16 protein-coding genes are annotated in these 22,280 nt (G+C 47.1%); 14 read left to right on the forward strand and 2 right to left on the reverse strand.

All coding sequences use genetic code 11. The annotated features are described in order from the left end of the window. Positions 1-30 precede the first annotated feature (30 nt). The 12 genes from AC1DOV_RS01740 (at position 31) to AC1DOV_RS01795 (ending at position 14,155) form a co-directional block, all read left to right on the forward strand. A complete protein-coding gene (locus AC1DOV_RS01740) occupies positions 31-2,472 on the forward strand; it encodes a 3-hydroxyacyl-CoA dehydrogenase/enoyl-CoA hydratase family protein (protein WP_477549002.1) in 2,442 nt (813 codons plus the stop codon). 24 nt (positions 2,473-2,496) lie between these two features. Beyond that, on the forward strand, positions 2,497-3,717 hold the full coding sequence (locus AC1DOV_RS01745) for an acetyl-CoA C-acyltransferase (protein ID WP_477549003.1): 1,221 nt from the start codon (positions 2,497-2,499) through the stop codon (positions 3,715-3,717). Positions 3,718-3,791: 74 nt separating this feature from the next. Beyond that, on the forward strand, positions 3,792-5,579 hold the full coding sequence (locus tag AC1DOV_RS01750) for an acyl-CoA dehydrogenase family protein (protein ID WP_477549004.1): 1,788 nt from the start codon (positions 3,792-3,794) through the stop codon (positions 5,577-5,579). Between the two features lie 15 nt (positions 5,580-5,594). Then, positions 5,595-7,379, forward strand: a complete 1,785-nt coding sequence (locus AC1DOV_RS01755) for a long-chain-fatty-acid--CoA ligase (protein WP_477549005.1) — start codon at positions 5,595-5,597, stop codon at positions 7,377-7,379. Positions 7,380-7,384: 5 nt separating this feature from the next. Beyond that, positions 7,385-7,813: a PaaI family thioesterase gene (locus AC1DOV_RS01760; RefSeq protein ID WP_076268382.1), complete on the forward strand. Its 429-nt coding sequence runs from the start codon at positions 7,385-7,387 to the stop codon at positions 7,811-7,813. A gap of 138 nt (positions 7,814-7,951) precedes the next feature. Continuing rightward, positions 7,952-8,173: a hypothetical protein gene (locus AC1DOV_RS01765; RefSeq protein WP_076268381.1), complete on the forward strand. Its 222-nt coding sequence runs from the start codon at positions 7,952-7,954 to the stop codon at positions 8,171-8,173. Positions 8,174-8,354: 181 nt separating this feature from the next. Beyond that, on the forward strand, positions 8,355-8,543 hold the full coding sequence (locus tag AC1DOV_RS01770; protein WP_076268380.1) for a hypothetical protein: 189 nt from the start codon (positions 8,355-8,357) through the stop codon (positions 8,541-8,543). A 449-nt stretch (positions 8,544-8,992) separates the two neighbouring features. Further along, entirely contained in the window at positions 8,993-9,745 is a 753-nt protein-coding gene (gene map, locus AC1DOV_RS01775; RefSeq protein WP_339206532.1) for a type I methionyl aminopeptidase, read from the forward strand. A gap of 529 nt (positions 9,746-10,274) precedes the next feature. Next, on the forward strand, positions 10,275-11,069 hold the full coding sequence (locus tag AC1DOV_RS01780) for an ABC transporter ATP-binding protein (RefSeq protein ID WP_477549006.1): 795 nt from the start codon (positions 10,275-10,277) through the stop codon (positions 11,067-11,069). Continuing rightward, complete coding sequence (locus AC1DOV_RS01785) at positions 11,069-11,932, forward strand: ABC transporter permease (RefSeq protein ID WP_076268378.1); 864 nt, start codon at positions 11,069-11,071, stop codon at positions 11,930-11,932. The genes AC1DOV_RS01780 and AC1DOV_RS01785 overlap by 1 nt, the downstream gene beginning before the upstream one ends. A 25-nt stretch (positions 11,933-11,957) precedes the next feature. Beyond that, a complete protein-coding gene (locus AC1DOV_RS01790) occupies positions 11,958-13,013 on the forward strand; it encodes an ABC transporter substrate-binding protein (protein ID WP_477549007.1) in 1,056 nt (351 codons plus the stop codon). A gap of 266 nt (positions 13,014-13,279) precedes the next feature. Continuing rightward, complete coding sequence (locus tag AC1DOV_RS01795) at positions 13,280-14,155, forward strand: pentapeptide repeat-containing protein (protein ID WP_477510153.1); 876 nt, start codon at positions 13,280-13,282, stop codon at positions 14,153-14,155. Positions 14,156-15,512: 1,357 nt separating this feature from the next. Here the strand turns inward: AC1DOV_RS01795 and AC1DOV_RS01800 are convergent. After that, positions 15,513-16,250 carry a class I SAM-dependent methyltransferase gene (locus AC1DOV_RS01800; RefSeq protein ID WP_477549008.1) on the reverse strand — a complete coding sequence of 246 codons (738 nt, stop codon included), beginning with the start codon at positions 16,248-16,250 and terminating at the stop codon, positions 15,513-15,515. A 238-nt stretch (positions 16,251-16,488) separates the two neighbouring features. Further along, complete coding sequence (locus tag AC1DOV_RS01805) at positions 16,489-18,732, reverse strand: AraC family transcriptional regulator (RefSeq protein WP_477510155.1); 2,244 nt, start codon at positions 18,730-18,732, stop codon at positions 16,489-16,491. 345 nt (positions 18,733-19,077) lie between these two features. On the opposite strand from AC1DOV_RS01805, the gene AC1DOV_RS01810 reads away from it, so the two are divergent. Both AC1DOV_RS01810 and AC1DOV_RS01815 read left to right on the forward strand, forming a co-directional pair. Further along, positions 19,078-21,093, forward strand: coding sequence for a beta-galactosidase (locus AC1DOV_RS01810; RefSeq protein ID WP_477549009.1), 2,016 nt, complete (start codon positions 19,078-19,080; stop codon positions 21,091-21,093). Between the two features lie 256 nt (positions 21,094-21,349). Then, positions 21,350-22,273, forward strand: a complete 924-nt coding sequence (locus AC1DOV_RS01815) for an ABC transporter permease (protein ID WP_083682713.1) — start codon at positions 21,350-21,352, stop codon at positions 22,271-22,273. Positions 22,274-22,280 lie beyond the last annotated feature (7 nt).

Consider the following 22,280-nt stretch of genomic DNA (forward strand, 5'->3'; position numbering starts at 1 on the left):
CCGCTGTTTGTCAAAAAGGAGGAGGAGGCTATGACGACACAAGCATCGCAAAATAACTCAAGCACGATTCGCAGTGCCGCAGTGATCGGCTCCGGCGTAATGGGGGCCGGCATCGCTGCACATTTGGCCAATGCGGGGATGCGAGTGACGCTGCTGGACATTGTTCCGCATTCGCTGACGGCAGAGGAAGAACGACAGGGGCTTACGCTCTCTGATGCCAAGGTGCGCAATCGACTCGCAAATGCGGCGATAGCAAAAATGGGCAAGTCACAACCCGCGCAGCTCTACGATCCAGCTTGGTCATCACGCATTACGCCGGGTAATTTGACCGATCATCTAGAGCTGCTGGGCGAGGCAGACTGGATTGTAGAAGCGGTTGTGGAGCGGCTCGACATTAAATGTGATGTGCTTGCAAAGGTTGAAGCCGCACGCCGCCCAGGCAGCATCGTTTCTACGAATACGTCGGGATTATCGGCGGCGTCCATGGCAGAGGGGAGAAGCAAGGAGTTTCGGCAGCATTTTGCGGTAACCCATTTTTTCAACCCGCCGCGGTATATGAAGCTAGTTGAGATCGTGCCTACAGAAGACACCACTATCGAGGTTATTCAGCTGTTGACGGAGGTGTGCGAGAAGCGGCTTGGCAAGGGGGTCGTACTGGCGAAGGATACGCCTAACTTCATTGCGAACCGAATTGGCACTTACGGCATGCTCGTTACGCTTGAGGATACGCTGGCATTTGGGCTGACGGTAGAGGAAACGGACGCCTTGACTGGTCCGGCAATGGGAAGGCCGAAGACGGCGACACTGCGCATGCTCGATTTGGTTGGGTTGGATACGCTGCTGCATGTCGTGGATAATGTGCGGGAGCGGAGCAACGATCCAGCGGAGCAAAAGGTTTTTGCAAGGCCGCCCCTGCTAGAGAAGCTTGCAGCATCGGGACGGCTAGGTGAGAAAACGGGTGCGGGCTTTTACCGAAAGGTGAAGGGGAAAGGGGGCAGTGAGATTGAATCGCTTAAGCTGGATACACTCGAGTATGGGCCTAAGCGGTCAGTCAACTCAACTGTTATTGATGCGTCTAAGGCTGCGAAGGGTGCGGCGGCAAAAGTGAAGGCGCTGCTTCGCACAGACCCGCAGGACCGCTACGCTAAATTTGCATGGTCCACTATCAAAAAAACGCTGCTTTATGCAGCGGCACAAGTCGGTGTCATTGCGGATTCAATCTCGGATATCGACCGCGCAATGCGCTGGGGCTTTAACTGGGAGCTTGGACCGTTCGAGCTGTGGGATGCGATAGGGCTTCGCAAATCGGTGCAGCAAATGCAGAAGGAGGGCGATGCAATCCCAGAGTGGGTGTCAGCTTGGCTGGAAGCCGGACATGAAAGCTTCTATAAGGTGGAGGGAACGGAGCGGGTTTATGCTGCAAGCGGAGCATATAAGAGGGAAGTGGAGGAAGCAGATTCGGTTTCCTTAACGGCATTAAAGGCTGCCGGAAAAACGGTATTGTCCACCTCAGGCGCTAGTCTAATCGATATTGGCGATGACGTTGTACTGCTGGAATTCCATTCGCCTAACAATGCCATCGGGGGTGATATTTTATCGGCAATTCGGCAAAGCACAGAGGAGGTGTCACAAAATTGGCGCGGTCTTGTGATAGCGAATGAGGGGAAAAACTTCTGTGTAGGAGCAAACCTGATGCTGCTATTAATGGAGGCGCAAAGCGGCGAATGGGATGAAGTGGAGGATATTATTCGTTTCTTCCAGAGCAGTATGCTTGGGCTTAAGCGGCTTGACCGTCCTGTCGTAGCTGCTCCGCACCGAATGACGCTGGGAGGCGGAGTAGAAGCATGCTTGCCTGCTGATCGTATTATTTATTCGCCAGAGACATACTTTGGGTTAGTGGAAACGGGAGTTGGCCTTATTCCTGCGGGCGGGGGCTGCAAGGAAGCGGCTGCAATGGCAGCTGAACGGGCCTTTATTGCGAATGGCGGCAAGCCAGGCGGAGACCTGCAGCCGCATTTGAATGCGCTGTTTGAGACGATTGCGCTGGCCAAATCATCAACCAGCGGCTACGAGGTGCGCCGTTTGGGATTGATGCGGCCGCAGGATAAGGTCATTATGCGGCAGGAGGCACGGATAGCCGAAGCGAAGCGGGCGGTGCTGGAGCTAGACCGGGCGGGCTACTCGCCGCCAGCGGAGGAGCGTATTCGCGTTGCCGGACGAGAAGGCAGAGCGGTGCTTAAGGTAGCGGTGCAAGCGATGCAGCTTAGCGGCCATATTAGTGAGCATGACGCGCTTATCGCCGGCAAGCTTGGTTCTGTACTTGCGGGCGGGGACATTCAGCCGGGCGCTGAAGTGAGCGAGCAATATTTGCTCGATTTGGAATGCGAAGCATTCCTCAGCCTATGCGGCGAGCGCAAGACACAGGAGCGTATGAGCCATATGCTCGCGACAGGCAAGCCGCTGCGCAACTAGCCTAAAACGAAGGGGGAGAGTGAAATGTCAGCTTCATCACCGTTTGAAGATCACGCTCGTGATGCCGTTATCGTAGCTGCGGTGAGGACGGCGGTCGGCAAAGCATCAAAGGGGAGCCTTGCGGAGACGAGGGCAGAGGATCTTGGGCGAGCTGTGCTGCAAGGTGCGCTTGAGAGTCTGCCCGGCTTGTCACCCGAGCTTATAGAGGATGTCATCATTGGCTGCGCAATGCCCGAAGGCGAACAAGGCTTGAATATGGCGCGCACGATCTCGCTTTATTCGGGATTGCCGGTGACGACGCCAGCAGTAACGATTAACCGCTTCTGCGCATCAGGCCTGCAAGCAATCGCCTATGCAGCGGAGCGAATAAGGCTTGGCGATGCGGACGTTATTGCTGCTGGCGGAGTGGAGAGCATGAGCCATGTGCCGATGACAGGCTTCAGACTGTCGCCGCATCCTGCGATTGTCGATGCGATGCCAGAGGTTTATATGGGAATGGGACATACGGCTGAAGAGGTTGCCCGCCGTTATGGGGTGACGCGTGAGGAGCAGGATGCGTTTGCAGCATCCAGCCATCGCAAGGCGGCAGCAGCAATTGAAGCAGGTCGTTTCCAAGCTGAGATCGTACCAATAACCACAAGCCGCTCCGGCGTGAACGATGCTGGCCGTCCATGGTCGAAAGTGATCACTTTCGATACAGATGAAGGCGTCCGGCCGGAGACGACGGTTCAGACGTTGGCGCCGCTCAAGCCCTCTTTTGCAAGAGAAGGTACGGTTACAGCGGGCAATACGTCCCAAATGAGCGATGGTGCAGCTGCGGTAATCGTGATGAGCAGGGCGCGTGCGGAGGAGCTTGGCTATCGTCCGCTCGCCGTATTCCGCGGTTTCAGTGTAGCTGGCGTCGCTCCTGAGGTTATGGGCATCGGTCCCATCGAAGCCGTGCCTAAAGCGCTTAAGAAAGCGGGAATTACGCTTGAGCAGGTCGATCTGTTTGAGCTTAATGAAGCGTTTGCGGCGCAGTGCGTCCCTATCATTAAGGAGCTTGGAATTAATCCTGAAATCGTCAATGTGAACGGCGGGGCTATCGCACTCGGACATCCGCTTGGTTGTACAGGAACAAAGCTGTCAGTGTCACTTATTCATGAGCTTGGTCGCAGAGGCGGCGGTATTGGCGTTGTCACGATGTGTATTGGCGGAGGCATGGGAGCAGCAGGCGTAATTGAAGTGTATAACTCAGACCAATAAGGTCGGCAGGTGGATAAGGGAGTTTGGCAGCATCCTGAAATAAAATATTCGGTTGGCTGAAAGGAGAACTGCGCATGACGGAGACGATACGTTTTGGCGGTCGGTTTGTCGTGGAAGACAGTGTGCCGGAATCGGTCGTGACGCCCGAGGATTTTACGGAAGAGCAACGAATGATGGCGGATGCGGCGCAGCAGTTCATGGATGCGGAAATAACGCCGCGCGATGCGGAGCTGGAAGCTTTAAATTATGATCTGACCGTAGAGCTGATGCGCAAAGCAGGCGAGCTTGGCCTGCTGGGCGCAGATGTGCCGGAGGCTTACGGCGGGCTGGGGCTCGATAAGGTAAGCACGACGCTGCTCGCAGAAACGTTGGCAAGATCCTCCTCGTTTGCGCTTTCGGTAGGCGCTCATACGGGAATCGGCACGCTGCCGATCGTTTTTTTCGGAACACCAAAGCAAAAAGAAACGTATCTCCCGGCACTTGCAACGGGGGAGCGCATCGCTGCTTATTGCTTAACTGAACCAGCATCGGGATCGGATGCTCTAGGGGCGAAAACGACGGCAAGACTATCGCCAAATGGGAAGCACTACGTGCTCAATGGATCAAAGCTCTATATTACAAACGCAGGTTTTGCTGACTTATTTATCGTTTATGCGAAGGTAGACGGTGAGTATTTTACAGCATTTATTGTAGAGAAAGGCATGCCGGGGTTCAGTATTGGACCGGAGGAGCATAAGATGGGCATCAAGGGTTCTTCAACACGCCCTTTATTTTTTGAAGATGTAGCTGTACCGGTTGAAAACGTGCTTGGGGAGGTTGGAAAAGGGCATCAAATCGCATTTAACATTTTGAACATAGGACGCTTTAAGCTTGGAGCAGCTTGCCTCGGTTCGTCGAAGGAGACCATTGAGCTTGCATCGGCCTATGCCAATACGCGGAAGCAATTTGGGAAGGCGATTTCCTCCTATCCTTTAATAGGCGCCAAGCTGGCTGATATGAACATTCGTACTTATGTGCTTGAGAGCATGGTTTACCGAACTGCGGGATGGATCGATTCGATGCTGCGGACGACGGAAGAAGGCGGTGCGGCAGTTGAAGGCATGACGGTCGCTAAGGCAATCGGAGAGTATGCCATTGAATGCTCGATTATAAAGGTTTTTGCATCTGAGGCGCTTGATTTTGTAGCGGATGAAGGGGTGCAGATTCACGGCGGCTACGGCTATATTCGCGAGTATAAGGTGGAAAGAATTTATCGGGATTCGCGAATTAATCGGATTTTTGAAGGCACGAATGAAATTAATCGGATGCTCATTCCTGGCACGCTGATGAAAAAAGCGTTAAAGGGCGAGCTCCCGCTGCTGCGCAAAGCTCGTTCATTGCAAGCAGAGCTGCTGCAGCCGATGCCGATTCCGCCTCTTGAAAAGCCTCTTAGCAAAGAAGCGTTCCGCGTAGGCCAAGCGAAAAAAATCTTCCTCGCCATCGGCGGGCTTGCTGTTCAGAAGCTGGGACTGCGGCTGGAGCAGGAACAAGAGGTGCTGTGTTCTCTTGCTGATCTTATGATCAACATCTTTGCCATGGAAAGCGCACTGCTGCGCTCACAAAAAATATGGAAGGCTAGCCGCGGAGTCGCTTCGGAAAAGTCGGAAAATGTTTTAGCGATGACGACAGTTTTTGTGCAGGAGGCTATGGAGCGGGTCGAGTCATTAGCTAAGCTGGCACTTGCTGCGCTAGAGACGGGAGACGGGCTGCAGATGCAGCTGTCCGTCCTCAAAAAGCTGATGCGCGCGCCTATCTCAGATACGGTTGCTTTGAAGCGAACAATTGCCGCTCGTGTCATTAACAGTGAGCATTATGTCGTGTGAAGGGGGAGAGCATGAATGGATTCGCTCAGACCGGAAGATCCGTCTTTGCCCGAGCAACCGTCCACTCAATCTGAAGAGCAAGCGCGCCCATGGCTTCAACATTACCCGAAAGAGGTATCACCTTCACTGCACTATCCCGATCAGAGTATCGTCCAGTTTTTAATAAATGCGGCTAATCATCATCCAAATCATCCTGCCGTGCATTTCCTTGGCAAAATATTAACTTACCGCGAGCTTCACGAGAATGCGGTTAATCTCGCTTATGGTCTCCTTTCCCTTGGCATAGCCAAAGGAGACCGGGTGGCAATCATGCTGCCGAATTGCCCGCAGGCAGTGGCTGCTTTTTATGGCGTGCTGCTTGCAGGTGGCGTCGTTGTTCAGACGAATCCGCTTTATGTGGAGCGGGAGCTTGAGCATCAGCTGGCAGATAGCGGAGCTGTTGCTGTCATTACGGTTGATCTGCTTTATGCACGCTTGTCTCGGGTTCGAGGCAAGCAGCCGGAGTCGGGTCCGCTTCCGCAGCTGAAGCATGCCATCATCACATCAATTAAGGATGGGCTGCCGTTTCCGAAAAACTTGCTTTATCCTCTTAAGCAGCGAAAAGAGGGCTTTCGTGCAGATATTCCATATGGCAGCTTTGGTGTCGTTTCTTATAAGAAGCTGCTTGCAGCAAAGCATACGGATATGAGCCTGCCTGATTCGGCAAAAGGGTCTGATCTCGCGGCACTGCAATATACAGGCGGCACGACAGGAACGCCAAAAGGTGTGATGCTGACTCATCGCAATCTCGTTGCCAATACGATACAAATATCTACTTGGTGCTATAAAGCGGAGGATGCTAAAGAGAGATTTTTAGCGGCGCTGCCACTGTTTCATGTGTTTGGATTAACGGTATTAATGAATATGTCGGTATTGCGTGCGGGAACGCTTATATTACTTCCGCGCTTCGAAGTGGAGACGGTACTGCAAACGATTAATCAGCAGAAACCTACCATTTTTCCAGGCGCGCCAACAATGTATGTCGCACTCATCCATCATAAGTCCGCGGCAAAAATCGATTTTTCTTCTATTAATGTGTGTGTAAGCGGATCAGCGGCTTTGCCGCTAGAGGTGCAGGAGAAGTTCGAAGCTTTAACTGGCGGAAGGCTTGTTGAAGGTTATGGCTTGTCGGAATCTTCTCCCGTCACCCATGCCAATCCGGTATGGGAGAAACGCAAAATCGGCACGATCGGCATTCCTTTTCCGGATACGGATGCGGCAGTGATTGATCCTGAGAGCGGTGAGAGACTGCCTATCGGCGAGCTTGGGGAATTAATTGTTCGCGGTCCGCAGGTCATGCGAGGATATTGGAATAAGCCTGCTGAAACGGATCAGGTATTGCGGGATGGTTGGCTCCATACTGGCGACCTCGCTACGATGGACAAAGATGGTTATTTTACGATTATGGATCGAATTAAGGATGTTATTATCGCTGGCGGCTTTAATATTTATCCGCGTGAAGTGGAGGAGGTACTGTTCGAGCATCCGGCCGTAAGGGAAGCGGCAGTGATTGGTGTGAAGGATGAGTACAGAGGCGAAACGGTAAAAGCTTTTATTGTGTTTAAGGAGGGCTGGCAAGTATCAAGCAGTCAGCTTGACCGTTGGTGCAGAGAGCGGCTTGCTTCCTATAAGGTGCCACACCACTATTCCTTTAGGGAAACGCTTCCAAAAACGATGGTCGGAAAAGTGCTTCGTCGAAAACTGCAGGAGGAGGAGGCGGAGGCTGAAAAGGCGAGAAAGGCGGAGAAGAAGGGAGAGTGAGCGGTATGGATGAGGATTGGTTTGTTCAACAGGCAGATCAAGCTGGTCATCTGACAAGGCTCGCAGAACGTGCGCAAGCCACCTTTTGGGGATTGCTTGGCTGTGAAATCGTGCAGGCAAACGCAAGCAAAGCGGCCATATGCCTGGATGCAACTGAGCGGCATCTTAATCTGCTAAACATCGTTCACGGCGGAGTGCTGATGTCTCTGATGGATAATGCGATGGGGCTTGTGGTTATGCTAGCAGCACCTGAGAAAAGTGCGGTAACAGCAAATTTGAACACACAATTTCTCGCTAGCGCCAAGGGCGGCGTGCTGCTTTGCGAAGCAGAGCTGGTTCACCGAACGGAACGTACACTGACGCTGCAAGCGCAGGTAAAGGATGACGCAGGCAAGCTGCTCGTTTGCGGGATTGGTGCGTATCGGATCATTTAGTTCACATTTTCGTAAGTTGATTGCTTGCTTCTGGTACGATATAATAATACCTAATTATGGAAAATTGGCTTGTTTGGAACTGAACTAATAATTAAGCGTAATATACCGATAAAAGTAATATGGGAAGGAGGCGAGGACATGGTTCAGGGCTGGGTAACGACATTGGTTTTAGCATTCGGAATTTTAGTCGCCATTATTGGCGTGATCGCATATTTAAGAATGTTTCGTAAAGATCGGCTTTCATCTACGTCTCACCAGTCAGCTGATGTCTCGCCTCCAAACGTAATTAGCATAACAACCGCAAGGGATTCTGAGCATAAGAAGCCGCCCAAATCCAAAAAAGCCGCGCCAAGAGATTAATAATTGTTAACTTTCATATTCTGAACCTAAATGTTATAATAGTAAGAAAAATGCGAACATTGTGACTCATTGGCCATGGAGTTGCCTGCACCGAGTGGGGGTTCTTGCGGTGTAATCGCCGCATGCGGTCTCGTATAATGCTGTTTAGGACGACCATCCAACGTAAAGGGGAGGAGATTTCATGGCGAAGCATAGCCAGAATGAAGTCAAGGAAAGCCTGAAAGAACTCACGAGAATTTTTCAACCCAAGGACCCGCGTAAATTTGTTAAAGAGTATATTCGCAAGTACCGGATTACCGGGGGCTACGAAGATGAATTAACGACATTGGTGGAAAATGAATTGTGCAGAATCAACTCCTCGGTCAGCTAGACTCATCATGAAGGATACGGCTTTGTAAACTGTCTATAGGCAGGATGCAAAGTCTTTTTGTTTTTTAAAAGGACGTGCAAACTTAGGATGATAGGTTTTTCTAAAAGCGGATTAAGCACCATTCCTGCTAACCCCAGATTTTTTTGGTCACTCGCGAGTGCAACGAATGTTTACCCCTTCAAATCATAATTTAGCCATATCTGATGGGCATGTGTCTCCCTTTTCTCGAATAAGTTATACATAGACAAATCTACTCGTTGTCATAGGCGGGATATGTTTGCGAAGTGGATTTTACTTACGTAAAACCTAGGCTTTTGCTTTCGAAGTGGATTTTACTATCGTAAAACCTAGGCTTATGCTTTCGAAGTGGATTTTACTACGTAAAACCTAGGCTTATGCTTTCGAAGTGGATTTTACTATCGTAAAACCTGGAGGAGGTACGTACACACATGGCAGTGGATTTGAAGACAAAGGAACATATTCGGGGCATTCGTAAAGCTGGCCGTATTGTCGCTGCCTGTCACAAAGCGCTCTCGAAACGGATAGCGCCGGGTGTCACCACGCAGGAGATTGACCGGTTTGTTGAGCGGTTCATGCTGGATCGAGGGGCGACTCCGGCGCAGAAAGGCTATAAAGGGTATCCATTTGCTACGTGTGCCTCCGTTAACGAGGTTGTTTGCCATGGCTTTCCAGACTCTGAGCCGCTGGAAGCCGGTGATATTGTTACGATTGATATGGTGGCTGAATTGGACGGATGGAAGGCTGATTCAGCATGGACCTATGCGATTGGCAAGACGAATATAGCCACAGAAAAGCTGCTCCTTGCAGCAGAGCAATCGTTAAAAGATGGAATAAAGCAAGCTGTGCTAGGAAATCGACTGGGAGACATCGGATACGCGATTCAAAGAAGAGCGGAAAGAGCTGGTTTTGAGGTAGTAACAGCTTTTGTTGGTCATGGCATCGGCAGAAGCATGCATGAATTTCCTCAGGTGATGCATCATGGCTTGCCTGGTCAGGGGATTTTGCTTGAAGAAGGCATGGTGATAACGATAGAGCCGATCCTTACAGCAGGAAGAGCCGACGTATATATAGCACAGGATGGGTGGACGGCTCGGACTAGAGATGGGGCCTGGGCGGCGCAATTTGAGCATACCGTGGCGATTACGAAGGAAGGTCCAATCGTGTTGACCCGCTGGGAATAATGGTATTAATTTTAACTAACCACAATCAAAAGTCGAGCCTGTGCAGGATCTAACTGCTGCTCGGCTTTTTTAGTTTGCCTATTTTCGTGTATTAGCTGAATGTCCACCACTTTAATTTAATGACAATGCCAAAACAGTCATGGATCAAGAGTTCTTTTCTGTCGAGCGCGAGCGGGAATAGGAGTGGAAAAGAAAGCATGTCCATCTCCACAATCAACGCACATATTGAACATGTTCATGCTGCTAATTATTTAGAAGTGATCATCTGATTTTTTTTGGATGATCACTTTTTTGTTTTCATTTTATAAAAATAGTCAATTTAAGTTAGGTTTTCTAACATTGATGACTTTATGTTCACTATGAATGTAACGCAATCAAGTTAGTTTTATTTGGAATGCACAATAATGAGCGCCTAATTTTAGCTAACTTAGCTATTGTTCCTAGGTATTTCGAATGATAATATGTCATATAAATTAACATAAAAACCAATATCATCTGACGATTGTTAAGCGGAAAAGGGGGAGACGATGTGAATAATGCGGCAGGTAAGGAAATCGTAGCCTTTAACCAAGTAAGTAAAATATATAATACCGGAACCATCGCGTTAAGTGATGTTCATTTCTCCATAAAAGAGGGAGAGTTTATCAGCTTTCTAGGGCCGTCTGGTTGTGGAAAGTCTACTGCGCTTCGAATGGTAGCAGGGCTGGAGGAAGCTACCTCTGGTGGTGTGCTGGTAAATGGCAAGGAGCCGAAGCAGTTGATCCGTGAGTCGAACGATATTGCCTATGTATTCCAAGAAGCTAATTTATTGCCGTGGCGCACTGTGCTGGACAATGTCATTTTACCTCTGGAGCTCAGAGGAGGAAATATGAAAGAAAATAAAGAAGCGGCTAAACAAGTGCTGGAGATGGTTGGTTTAAAGGACCATTTTAAAGCATATCCAAGGCAGCTTTCTGGGGGCATGAGAATGCGAGTTTCCATTGCCCGCGCTTTAGCAGCGAAGCCAAAACTTCTGCTCATGGATGAGCCCTTTGCAGCGCTTGATGAAATTACAAGGCAAACCCTCCAAATGGAGCTGTTTGATATATGGGAACGTGAGAAGATGACCGTTTTGTTCGTGACGCACAATGTGTTTGAAGCGGTTCTGCTATCCTCCAAGATTGCCGTCATGTCGGCACGTCCTGGAAAGTTATCTGCTTTAATTAATGTGCGGCTGCCTTATCCAAGGACGCTTGGCATGCGAACCGAACGGGATTTCGGTAAATATGTTGAGCTTGCCTCAACTTATTTGGAACATGGTGCTCATCGGAAGGAGCTGGGGTAATGTCGATCTCATCATTCGAAACCTTGCAGCCTAAGCTTGAGACGCCAGTTGTTGTGAAGAAAACAAGCCGAAATTTCGGATATACATTCAAACATTATTATCTAGGACCGATTGTGGCCTTTGTTCTTGTCATGGCGCTCTGGCAGCTCATTCCTGCTTGGCTTGGCATGAAACCTTTTATTTTCCCTAAACCGACGGATGTGTTGAAAGCAGCAATCGAGGACTGGTCCATTTTGTGGGAAGCTGTACGCATTACTGTTTTGGAGTCGGTAGTAGGCTTTTTACTTAGCGCGGTGATCGGTATCTTCATCTCCATTTTACTTGCCAGTTCACTCATTATGGAGCGAAGCATTTATCCGTACGCCATTATCCTTCAGACCATTCCCGTTGTTGCTGTAGCGCCGCTTGTCGTGATCTGGTTTGGCGCCGGCTATAATTCTATCGTCGTTATCTCCTTTTTAATCGGATTTTTCCCTGTTGTCTCCAATACATTAATGGGATTAAATTCAGTGGATTCCAATATGGATGAGTTGTTCACGCTTTACAATTCATCAAAGTGGCAAAAAATGTGGAAGCTTCGCCTTCCTGCTGCAATGCCTTACATCATGGCTGGTTTGAAAATATCGTGTACCCTATCGATTGTCGGAGTCATTGTAGGGGAGTATGTGGCAGGAATCGGGGGCGGCAAAGGCGGGCTCGGATACGCCATTACGATAGCTGCTGTACAGATGAAAACACCTTTTTTATTTGCTTGCGGTATTGCTTCAGCTATTTTAGGCATCAGCTTCTATCTCATCGTCAGCATGATCGCTAAGCGAGTACTGGGCTCATGGCATGAGTCCGCGATGAAGACAAGAAAATAAATAGAAAAAGTGGAGGAGAGACAAAATGAAGAAATGGATGAAATTCGGGGGAGTTGCTTTATCGCTAACGCTAATGATGGTCTTGTTCGCAGCATGTGGAGGGAAGTCTGGAAATAACACACCGGCAAGTACAACAGAGAATTCACCAACTGCAGAAACGGCTGCTACAGAAGCGCCCAAAGCTCCTGTAGAAACGAAGAAAGCAAAGCTTGTTCTGAACTGGTTCCCGAAGGCACAGCATGGCGGGGTATATGCGGCCAAGGAGCAGGGGATTTTTGAGAAGCATGGTTTTGATGTTACGCTTGAGCCGGGAGGCCCGCAGGTTTCAGCTGTACAAATCGTCGCTTCTGGAAAAGCGGAATTCGGTCTTGCTCATGCGGATCAAATCGTTATCGCTAAAAATCAGGGGATTGATTTGGTTGTCGTAGCAGCGGCGCTTCAAGGCAGCCCGCAAGCGTTCATGTTTCAAGAAAGTGCGGAAGTAAATAGCTTCGAGGACCTCAATGGCAGAACCGTATTTATTCAGCCGGGCATTACGTATTGGGACTTTTTGAAGAGCAAATATGATTTGAGCGGAGCAAAAGAAATGACCTACACTGGCCAGCATGTCAATTTTCTTGCTGATCCAGGATCGGTCACTCAAGCATTCCTAACTTCAGAGCCGTTCTTCATGGAGAAGGAAGGCGTAAAAACAAAAACTCTACTTATTTCGGAATCTGGTTATAATCCATACAATGTAGTATTGTTCGTCACAAAAGAGTATTTGGAGAAAAATAAAGAGACCGTTGGAAATTTTGTCGCTGCCTTCTCCGAGGGCTGGATGTCTTATAAGGATACTTCTAAGGAAGTGAATGCCGCTATTCATGCAGCTAATCCGAATATTGATCTTGATGCGATCGATTTTGAGGATCAAGCTCAGAAGGAGTTTGTTTATGGCGGGGATGCTGCTGAGCATGGATTTGGCTATATGACAGAGGAGCGTTGGTCGACGCTGATCAATCAGCTTGCTGATCTAGGGCTGCTCAAAAATAAGTTCGACGCCAAGGAGATATTTACGACGGAATTTTTGCCTGGTAAATGATAAGTGGATAGAATTATAAAAAGGGATGCAGACACGTTGCCGTGATCTGTATCCTTTTTTCATGTGAGAATATAGCTTTTCGATACGAAACCTCTGCTATTTTGGTAAAGTTTAGTTTAAATGATTTTTTCCGTGCACATGCGCCGCTGTCGGTATTGACTGAAGGAATTTACAGTAATAGGATATAAGAACTGGGATAAAAACAATCTGTTTATATAGATAAAAGTTCATTTAACTGCACCAAGTATTGGTTAGGAGGTCTTGCTTTGTCTGTGATACACGAATTTTCACAATCCATTCCTGAATGGGATAGAGGCAGTCTGCACGCTGACTGCGAGAATTGTTTTGGTTTATGCTGTGTTTCATTGCCGTTCACAGCTTCTATAGATTTTGCGATCGATAAAGACGCCGGTCAGCCATGCAGCAATTTGCAATCGAACTTTCGCTGTGGCATTCATCAAAGTCTTAGGGAGCGGGGATTTAAAGGTTGTACAGTTTACGATTGTTTTGGAGCTGGTCAACAGGTTTCACAGGTAACCTATAACGGACAAGATTGGCGGCAGGTACCAGATACCGCGGAGCAAATGTTCGAGGTATTCCGGGTCATGCGGCAAATCCATGAGCTGCTTTGGTATTTAAACGAGGCGCTTGCACTGGAAACGACACAATCGATTCACGATGAGCTTAGATTTATGCTCGAAGAAACAGAACGGTTCACTCGCCTGAGCCCGGATTCATTGGTGGAATTGAATGTGTCAGCACATCGTTTGGAAATCAACAAGCTGCTTCTTAAAGCAAGTGAGCTTGTACGCGAGAAAGCCATTCGTGCGAATAAGCAGAGTAACACTCGAGGCCGTAAGAAGACCTACGAAAGAGGCGCCGACCTCATTGGAGCTAAGCTTAGAGGTGCTGATCTTATCGGAGCAAATTTAAGAGGGTCTTATCTGATTGCTGCGGACCTCAGAGATTCCGATCTTAGAGCGGCTGACCTTATCGGAGCTGATTTTCGAGACGCTGACCTCAGTGGTGCAAACCTCTCAAAAAGTCTCTTTCTCACGCAGTTTCAGCTTAACGCTGCCAAAGGGAATGCAGATACAAAAATTCCGCCGACCCTTACTCGTCCAACACACTGGTTAGCATAGAAAATGAACGAATAATGCCTAAGTGTGCTATTACACTCTTTTATATTAAAAAGGCCAACCATAAGATTCTGGTTGGCCTAATTATACGAATGGCTGCCGTTAGGCAGCCATTTTACTTTTATGGTTGGTTGCCGATGGAACAATTGCCTCCACAAACCACAAACCACAAACCACAAACCACAAACCGCAAACCACAGACCACAAACCGAATGCTTCAGAACCATCCATCATCATTCAAATTGAACTCTGAATTCTACAATCGGCTAACGAACACCAGACACCTTATTTGCGATAAATTTGCCTGTTTTTCAATCTAACGAACTCAGCGCTGCTTATTTTGCGATTTTTCACACGTTTGGACGCAATTTTGTGTAATTAACGTGACTTGAGTTCGTTAGAAAACAAATTGGTCTCAAAAGTGGAAAATAACGTGGTCTGAGTTCGTTAGCAACGCCGTGCCGCTTGTTTCGCGGTTTCCCACACGTTTGAATGTTAGGACACATTCTGCAAAATGAATGCCACAGAACCAACCATCATCATTCAAAGATGAATTCTGAATTCTACAATCGCCTAACGAACACCAGACACCTTATTTGCGATAAATCTGCCTGATTTTCAATCTAACGAACTCAGCGCCGCTTATTTTGCGATTTTCCACATGTTTGAACGCTATTCTGTGTGAATAACGTCATCTGAGTTCGTTAGAAAAGAAATTGGTCTTAAAAGTCACAAATAACGTCATGTGAGTTCGTTAGCAACGACGTGCCGCTTGTTTCGCGAATTCCCACACGTTTGAATGATAGGACACAATCTGCAAAACGAATGGTTCAGAACCAACCATCATCATTCAAAGATGAATTCTACAATCGCGTAACGAACACCAGACACCTTATTTGCGATAAATCTGCCTGTTTTTCAACCTAACGAACTCAGCGGCGCTTATTTCGCGATTTTCCACACATTTGGACGAAATTTTGTGTAAATAACGTGACCTGAGTTCGTTAGAAAAGAAATGGGTCTTAAAAGCCACAAATAACGCTGTCTGAGTTCGTTAGCAACGACGTGCCGCTTGTTTCGCGAATTCACACACGTTTGAACGCTATTCTGTGTGAATAACGTGACTTGGGTTCGTTAGAAAAGAGATTGGTCTTAAAAGTGACAAATAACGTCATCTGAGTTCGTTAGCAACAATGTGCCGCTTATATAGCGGCGATTTTCTACACGTTTGAACGTAATATTGTGTAAATAACACCATCTGAGCTCGATAGGGTGAAGCCAACGCGACTCAAGCGCCGAATACACCGAAGAATTGAAACAATCGGCGATTGAGTCGCATCATAAATGCAATGTTTCTATGTTAGTTGGAAGCCTTTTGCGCTGAGATAATCAGGAACATCGGTCTGCGATTCTCATCAAACATCAGCGGGTTATTCATCATTTCCTCTGAAGGCATTGGTTCCTTAATAGCTTTTAACTCAAAGCCAGCACTAATCACGTCGTTCATATATGTTGAGACGGTGCGATGATATTTAATCACATTATCGGTTAGGAAGGAGGTTTTGCGTAAGCCTTCTGACTGATATTGATCGACTGGCCAGTGCAGACGGTTACCATGGTCATCATAATGCCAATCTTGTTCATCACGGGAAGTGAATATAGGATGCTCCACTGAAAAAATGAAGGAGCCTCCCGGCTTTAGACAAGCATGTATCTTTTTGCACAGGGTCTCGAAGGATTCGATATAGTGAAAAGCTAATGAACTGATAACGATATCAAATTGAGAATCTGAGAATGCGATATCTTCAATTGGCATCTGTATGTAGGTAATGGCGGCGTCATTCGTTTGTTCCCGAGCTTTTTGCAGCATGTTCTCAGAAATATCAACACCTACGACTGAGCTTGCTTGTTGTTCACGAGCATAGAGGCAATGCCAGCCAAAGCCGCAGCCTAAATCAAGCACGCTTTTACCACTTAAGTCTGGCAGTAAGGATTTAAATACATGCCACTCTCCCGCAGCTTCAAGTCCATGGGTGGAACGAGCCATTTCCTTATATTGTGAGAAGAAAGTTGAATCATCATATTTATTTTGTTTCATTCCATTGTACCCCCATATACTAAAATAGCCTTCACCAACATGCTAACTGAACTTTACTCATTTATCAATAAATGACTCAGCATGCTCCCTTTGCTTTACACTACTGCTCTTTATTGAAATCACGCATTACTAACCTAATATAATAAAATACCCCTTTCTGCTCTATATAAAGCAAAGGAAAGGGGTACATTATAAATAATCTAACTGTGTTGCGATTATTCGTAGATATCATAAAGTATTAACCCAGCTTCGTTTTACGATAATCGGAAGGCGTTACGCCAAAGCTCTTCTTAAACATTCGGTGGAAGTAGGAGCTGCTCGTATAGCCGCTCTTTACCGCGATATCTACGATCGACAAATCGGTATTCTCCAAATGCTCCTTCGCACGTTCCATACGCACATTATTAATGACATCAACAATAGTAGCCAACGTCTGCTGTTTATACACTCGGCTCAAATAGATGGATGACATGTCTAATTCATCTGCAATCCAGTTCAGACTCAAATTCGGATTCGCGTATTCCTTTTGGATAAGATCGTTAATTTTGCGAATTAGATCACCTTGTTTGGTGGAGCGCTTCATGGAAAGCTTCATTTGAATGTCATCGAACAAGGAGAAGAAAACTTCATTAAGCTCATTAATCGTTTCAAAATGATCTGGCGTTGGAATATGGATGCTTAGGCTTGCTTCAACGTCCAAGCTGTTGTTTTTTTGAATCGTGAACAAAATATTGTTGACGGTCATCGTTAGATGCGAGATGGCGAGCTGAACGACATGGATCGGATACTGCGCCGTCTCCTGTACGATTTCTGCAAACAGTTTTTTGGCTTCCTCGGTCTTTGAGGTCATTAAGGCATCGGTCAATTTCCGCTCTTTGTCAGCAGGAAAGATATATTCCTTCGATTTCAGAGATATGATATCCTGTCCGTTAATTAAAGAGCCAAGACCATAGAACAAGCGATGCTGCGATGCTTCCTTCACCAGCTTGTAATGGGTAGAGAGCTGCTGTGCCTGAAAGGCCTCAGGGCTATACGTAATCGAGAGACCAATTTTCAAAAAGTCCAACGAGGAACGCTGAATTTTGGCAAGCATGTTTCGAAGCATCTCGTCATCAAGCTCATCGGATTCGTCGGGCCGGCCTAGAAGCATAATGACATAATCGGCATCCATGTCGACGGTTTCTACGCGATAATCGTTATGAGCAATCTCGGAAGCGATATTCATAATGGCAAACTTATAGACATGCAGATCGTCGCCGCGATTTTGCTTCAGAGCCGCGAGCTCGTCAATTTTTAAGAGGACGACGCGGTAACGCGCATGGAAGTCGAAAGTAATTCCGCTGACCATCAGCTTCTGCAGCTGTGCGTTCGTTTGCAGCGATTGCGAGCCTTGGATAAGGCTGCGCAGCATATTTTGCCTAATGGTATAGGAACTGTTGCGTTTTTCTGTTTCGAGAATGTTCATCTTATTCATAATTTGATGAATAGGACGATACAGCATACGAGAGAGCAGCCATGAAATGAATAAGCCGATGACCAAAATAATGACAGCAATCATGATCGTTGTATTCCGGATGGAATAAATAGCTTTAGTTACATGCTTGTATGGTGTCACACGTACGTATTGCCAGTCCAAGGAATCGGGAGAAGTATACGAGATAAGAGACTTCTTTCCGTCAAAGTCGGCAACAACATAACCAGACTCTTTGTTTTTAATCTTTTCATTAATGATGCGGTTATCCTCGTTGCTTAGTTTTTTAGGTAAAAGGGTATCACCGGACAACAGAAGGTTCTGATTGTCGAGAATATAGGATTTACCCTCGCTGTCGCTCTTATTGACGCCAATGTCTTTGTTGATCCAAGCGGAAGAAATATTAATAATAACAGCAGAATTAATCGTCTGCGTACGACCGATAGCATCATAACCTAAATAGGTATAAGCCTTCGTAAGCTGCTCACCGGTGAGGTTAACTGTTTTATACGTTCTCGGAATAGGCGTGAACGGACGATACTCCTGGTAGTTATCGAGAATATCAAGTATCCCTTTATCCGCGAGCTCCTCTTTATTGAACGTGCCCCCTTCGGCTTGACGGCTGGCAGTGTAGAACAGGCCATTGGCTGAATTGTAGACATAAATGGATTCAATGAATGGCATAGAGTTCAAATAGTTGTTCAATTCGTTCATCGCTGCCGTAACATCATAGATGTTAGGGTCGTTGTAGAACATTAGCTTAGAGACACTGAAGGTTCGATAGATTTGGAAGGAGAGGGACTGTGCGCTCTCGGTCATACTGATAACTTCTTTACTCGTTTGGGTTAGATTGCTGACGTCTGACTGGTAGGCTTTCTTCAAATCGATCTGCATGTAAGTGAAGAAATTAAACAAGGAGGATACCATTAGAGTAAGCACGATGCACAAAGTGATCGTGAACAGCAGCTTACTGTATAGTTTTCCGTTGTTTTTCAATTGAACAGCTGGCATGTTGGCTCCCCCTTTATATATGTAGAACATTTTGGAATTAACATGGTTAACTGTATTAGCGTAAGCGCTTCCCTATATAGCCAAACGTTGATCGTGTGCCTTTTAGGAATTAGTTTGAATATTTCACTAGTCAGCTCGCTGATACAAGGAACATTATAATCTTCACTTGCAGCTTGGTGCAATGAACCAAATAAATGAAGGTGAATGAACTTGATTTTATGGAGTGAACAATATAAACCACAGTGAACTTATCGGCGAAACGCTGGAAGTTGGATGACAACGGGGTGCTTTATCCGTTAGAATGTCACGGAATTCGACGCTAATGGCAGAAGGGACCGTGAAGATATGATTAATACGAAGCTGAAGCAGATTTGGTATGGAGGAGATTATAATCCGGATCAGTGGCCGGAGGAGATATGGCATGAGGATATGCGTCTGTTTAAAGAAGCGGGAATTAATGTAGTAACGCTTCCTGTATTCAGCTGGGCGAAGCTGCAGCCATCGGAGGATACGTATGATTTTGGCTGGCTGGACAAGCTGCTGAACCTCATCGCGGAAAATGGGATTTATGCTTGTCTCGCCACATCAACCGCTGCACAGCCGGCATGGATGTCGCGCAAATATGAGGATGTGCTGCCTGTTGATGTGGACGGAAGGAAGCGCACGCATGGTGCACGTACGAACTTTTGTCCAAACAGCAAGACCTATCGCAGATTATCGGGTCAGCTGGCGCGTAAACTAGCCGAGCGATACAAAGATCATCCGGCACTGCTCATTTGGCATATTAACAACGAATACGGCACGCATTGTTATTGCAGCAGCTGTGCGGCGGAATTCCGCGAATGGTTGAAGGTGAAATACGAGACGATTGAGCGGCTGAACGCTGAGTGGAATATGAGCTTTTGGGGACACACCGTCTATGAATGGGAGGAAATCGTACCGCCATCCAATTTAAACGGAGATAACCGTAATTTCCAGCCCATGGCGATTGATTACAAGCGATTTATGTCCGATTCTATTCTCGGTTGCTACCAAATTGAATATGCGGAGCTGAAGGCGGTTACGCCGGATATTCCGATTACGACGAATATTTGGGGCTTATTTAACGGTCTTGATCTGAAAAAATGGGGCGAAGCGATGGATGTTGTCTCTTGGGACAGCTATCCGCAAATGAATGAGCCTATGGGCAATGTGGCAATGCGCCATGACTATATGCGCGGCTTAAAGGACGGCAAGCCCTTTATGCTGATGGAGCAAACACCGAGCCAGCAAAACTGGCAGCCTTATAATAGCTTGAAGCGTCCCGGCGTGATGCGGCTTTGGAGCTATCAAGCCGTTGCGCATGGCGCTGACACGGTTATGTTCTTCCAGCTTCGCCGCTCATTCGGGGCATGCGAGAAATATCATGGTGCAGTTATCGAGCATGTCGGTCACGAGGATACGCGAGTATTTCGTGAATGTGCTGCGCTCGGGCGTGAGCTTGATGAGCTTGGCGATCGTTTGCTTGATTCGGAGGTTCATGCCGAGGTCGCGTTATTGTTCGATATTGATACGTGGAACGCAGTAGAAATTACGAGCGGACCGAGTGTTGACCTGAATTATTTGGATCAAGCGCAAAAGTATTACAAAGCATTTTACGATCAGAATGTGGCGATCGATGTGCTCAGTCCGCTGAGCGATTTCTCCAAATACAAAATACTTGTAGCTCCCGTGCTATATATGTTAAAGCCAGGTGTTGCTGAGCGAATTGAAGCGTTTGTACAAAATGGAGGCACCTTCATCACTACCTTCTTCAGCGGCATCGTCAACGAGAACGACCTGGTTACGCTTGGCGGATACCCGGGCAAGCTCCGCAATTTGCTGGGACTATGGGTGGAGGAGATTGACAGCCTGCTGCCTGAGATGCGCAATAGTGTTGAAATTGGCGAGGCATTTGGCCATGTAGCAGGAACATATGAGTGTGGTTTGTTATGTGATCTTCTTCATCTTGAGGGAGCGAGAGCAATCGGGACGTATGGCAAAGATTTTTACGCGGGAATGCCAGCGCTGACGGTAAACGCATTTGGTTCAGGTGAAGCCTATTACGTAGCTACAGCGCCGGAACAAAAGCTGTTAGCGGATCTGATCCAAACGTTGTGCGCAAAACATCAGATTGTTGCTCCGTTCACAGCGGCAGCAGGTGTAGAACTCGCACAGAGAGTCAAAGGGGATCAGGTATATACGTTTGTTTTGAACCATAACAGCCATCAATCGACGATTTCACTCGAAAATGTGAGCTATTTCGACCTATTAACTAATCGTCAGGTGAGTGGAACGGTAGAAATAGAGCCGCATGGCGTTATGGTTTTGCAAAAAGCATAAGCAATGATTTTAAAAACCACGATTTCGTTCGTCTCGAATGACACTTCGAGCAGACGATCTTGTGGTTTTTTTGACGCCTATTCCGTGTGAAATGGCTTGTTAATACATAAAAGTTTAAATCGTTCACTGTTCATTTCGCTAATTCGTTCACTGACTTTGCAATCTTACTCTTTCTCCCAAAACAGGGGCGGCGTACAGTGAGAACAGCAGACAACACGAAATAGAAAAGAACGCTTTGAGAGGAGACATCATCTGCATGTTGAAAAAAAATGGAGTGCTTAGGGAGCTTGTAACGAATCGTATACTCTTCCTTATGTTATTGCCGGCGCTTATCTTCTTCCTAATTAACTCGTATGTTCCAATGGTGGGTATCTACTACGCTTTCACAAGGTTCGACTTCAACACAAGCTTGTTCAATAGCCAATTCGTTGGACTCGACAACTTCAAGTTTTTATGGAAATCGGGGGTTCTCGCAAGACTAACCTTAAATACGGTCGGCTATAACATCGTATTTATTCTACTCGGAAACGTGCTCGCTATCGCGCTTGCCATTCTACTAAGCGAGCTGCGCTTGCAATGGTTTAAGAAGCTGACGCAATCGATCATGTTTTTACCGTACTTCGTGTCCTTCGTTATTCTTAGTGTCATCGTTTACAACGTGTTCAACTATGAGAGCGGATTTCTGAATTCGACGCTGAAGTCATTCGGATACGAATCATTGGACGTATACAATACGCCATGGGTGTGGGTGTTCCTCATTATCATCTTCTACCTATGGAAAAATATCGGGTACAGCATGGTTATCTACCTAGCATCGATTACTGGAATTAGCGAAGAGTATTATGAGGCTGCCAAAATCGACGGTGCGAACATTTTCCAGCGTATCTGGTACATTACCGTTCCGATGCTGAAGACAACATTCGTTATGCTCCTGCTGTTCGCACTCGGAAGTATCATGAAAGGCCAGTTCGACTTGTTCTACCAGCTGATCGGCAACAACGGCGTGCTTTACAATACGACAGATATTCTCGATACGTATGTGTACCGTTCACTGAAAGTGACGTTCGATATCGGCATGTCGACAGCCGCTGGTCTATACCAATCGCTATTCGGCTTCGTTCTTATCATGACCGTCAACTATATCATCAAGAAAATCAACGACGAGTACGCATTGTTCTAAACGATTT

Source organism: Paenibacillus sp. 01T47, assembly GCF_056398245.1.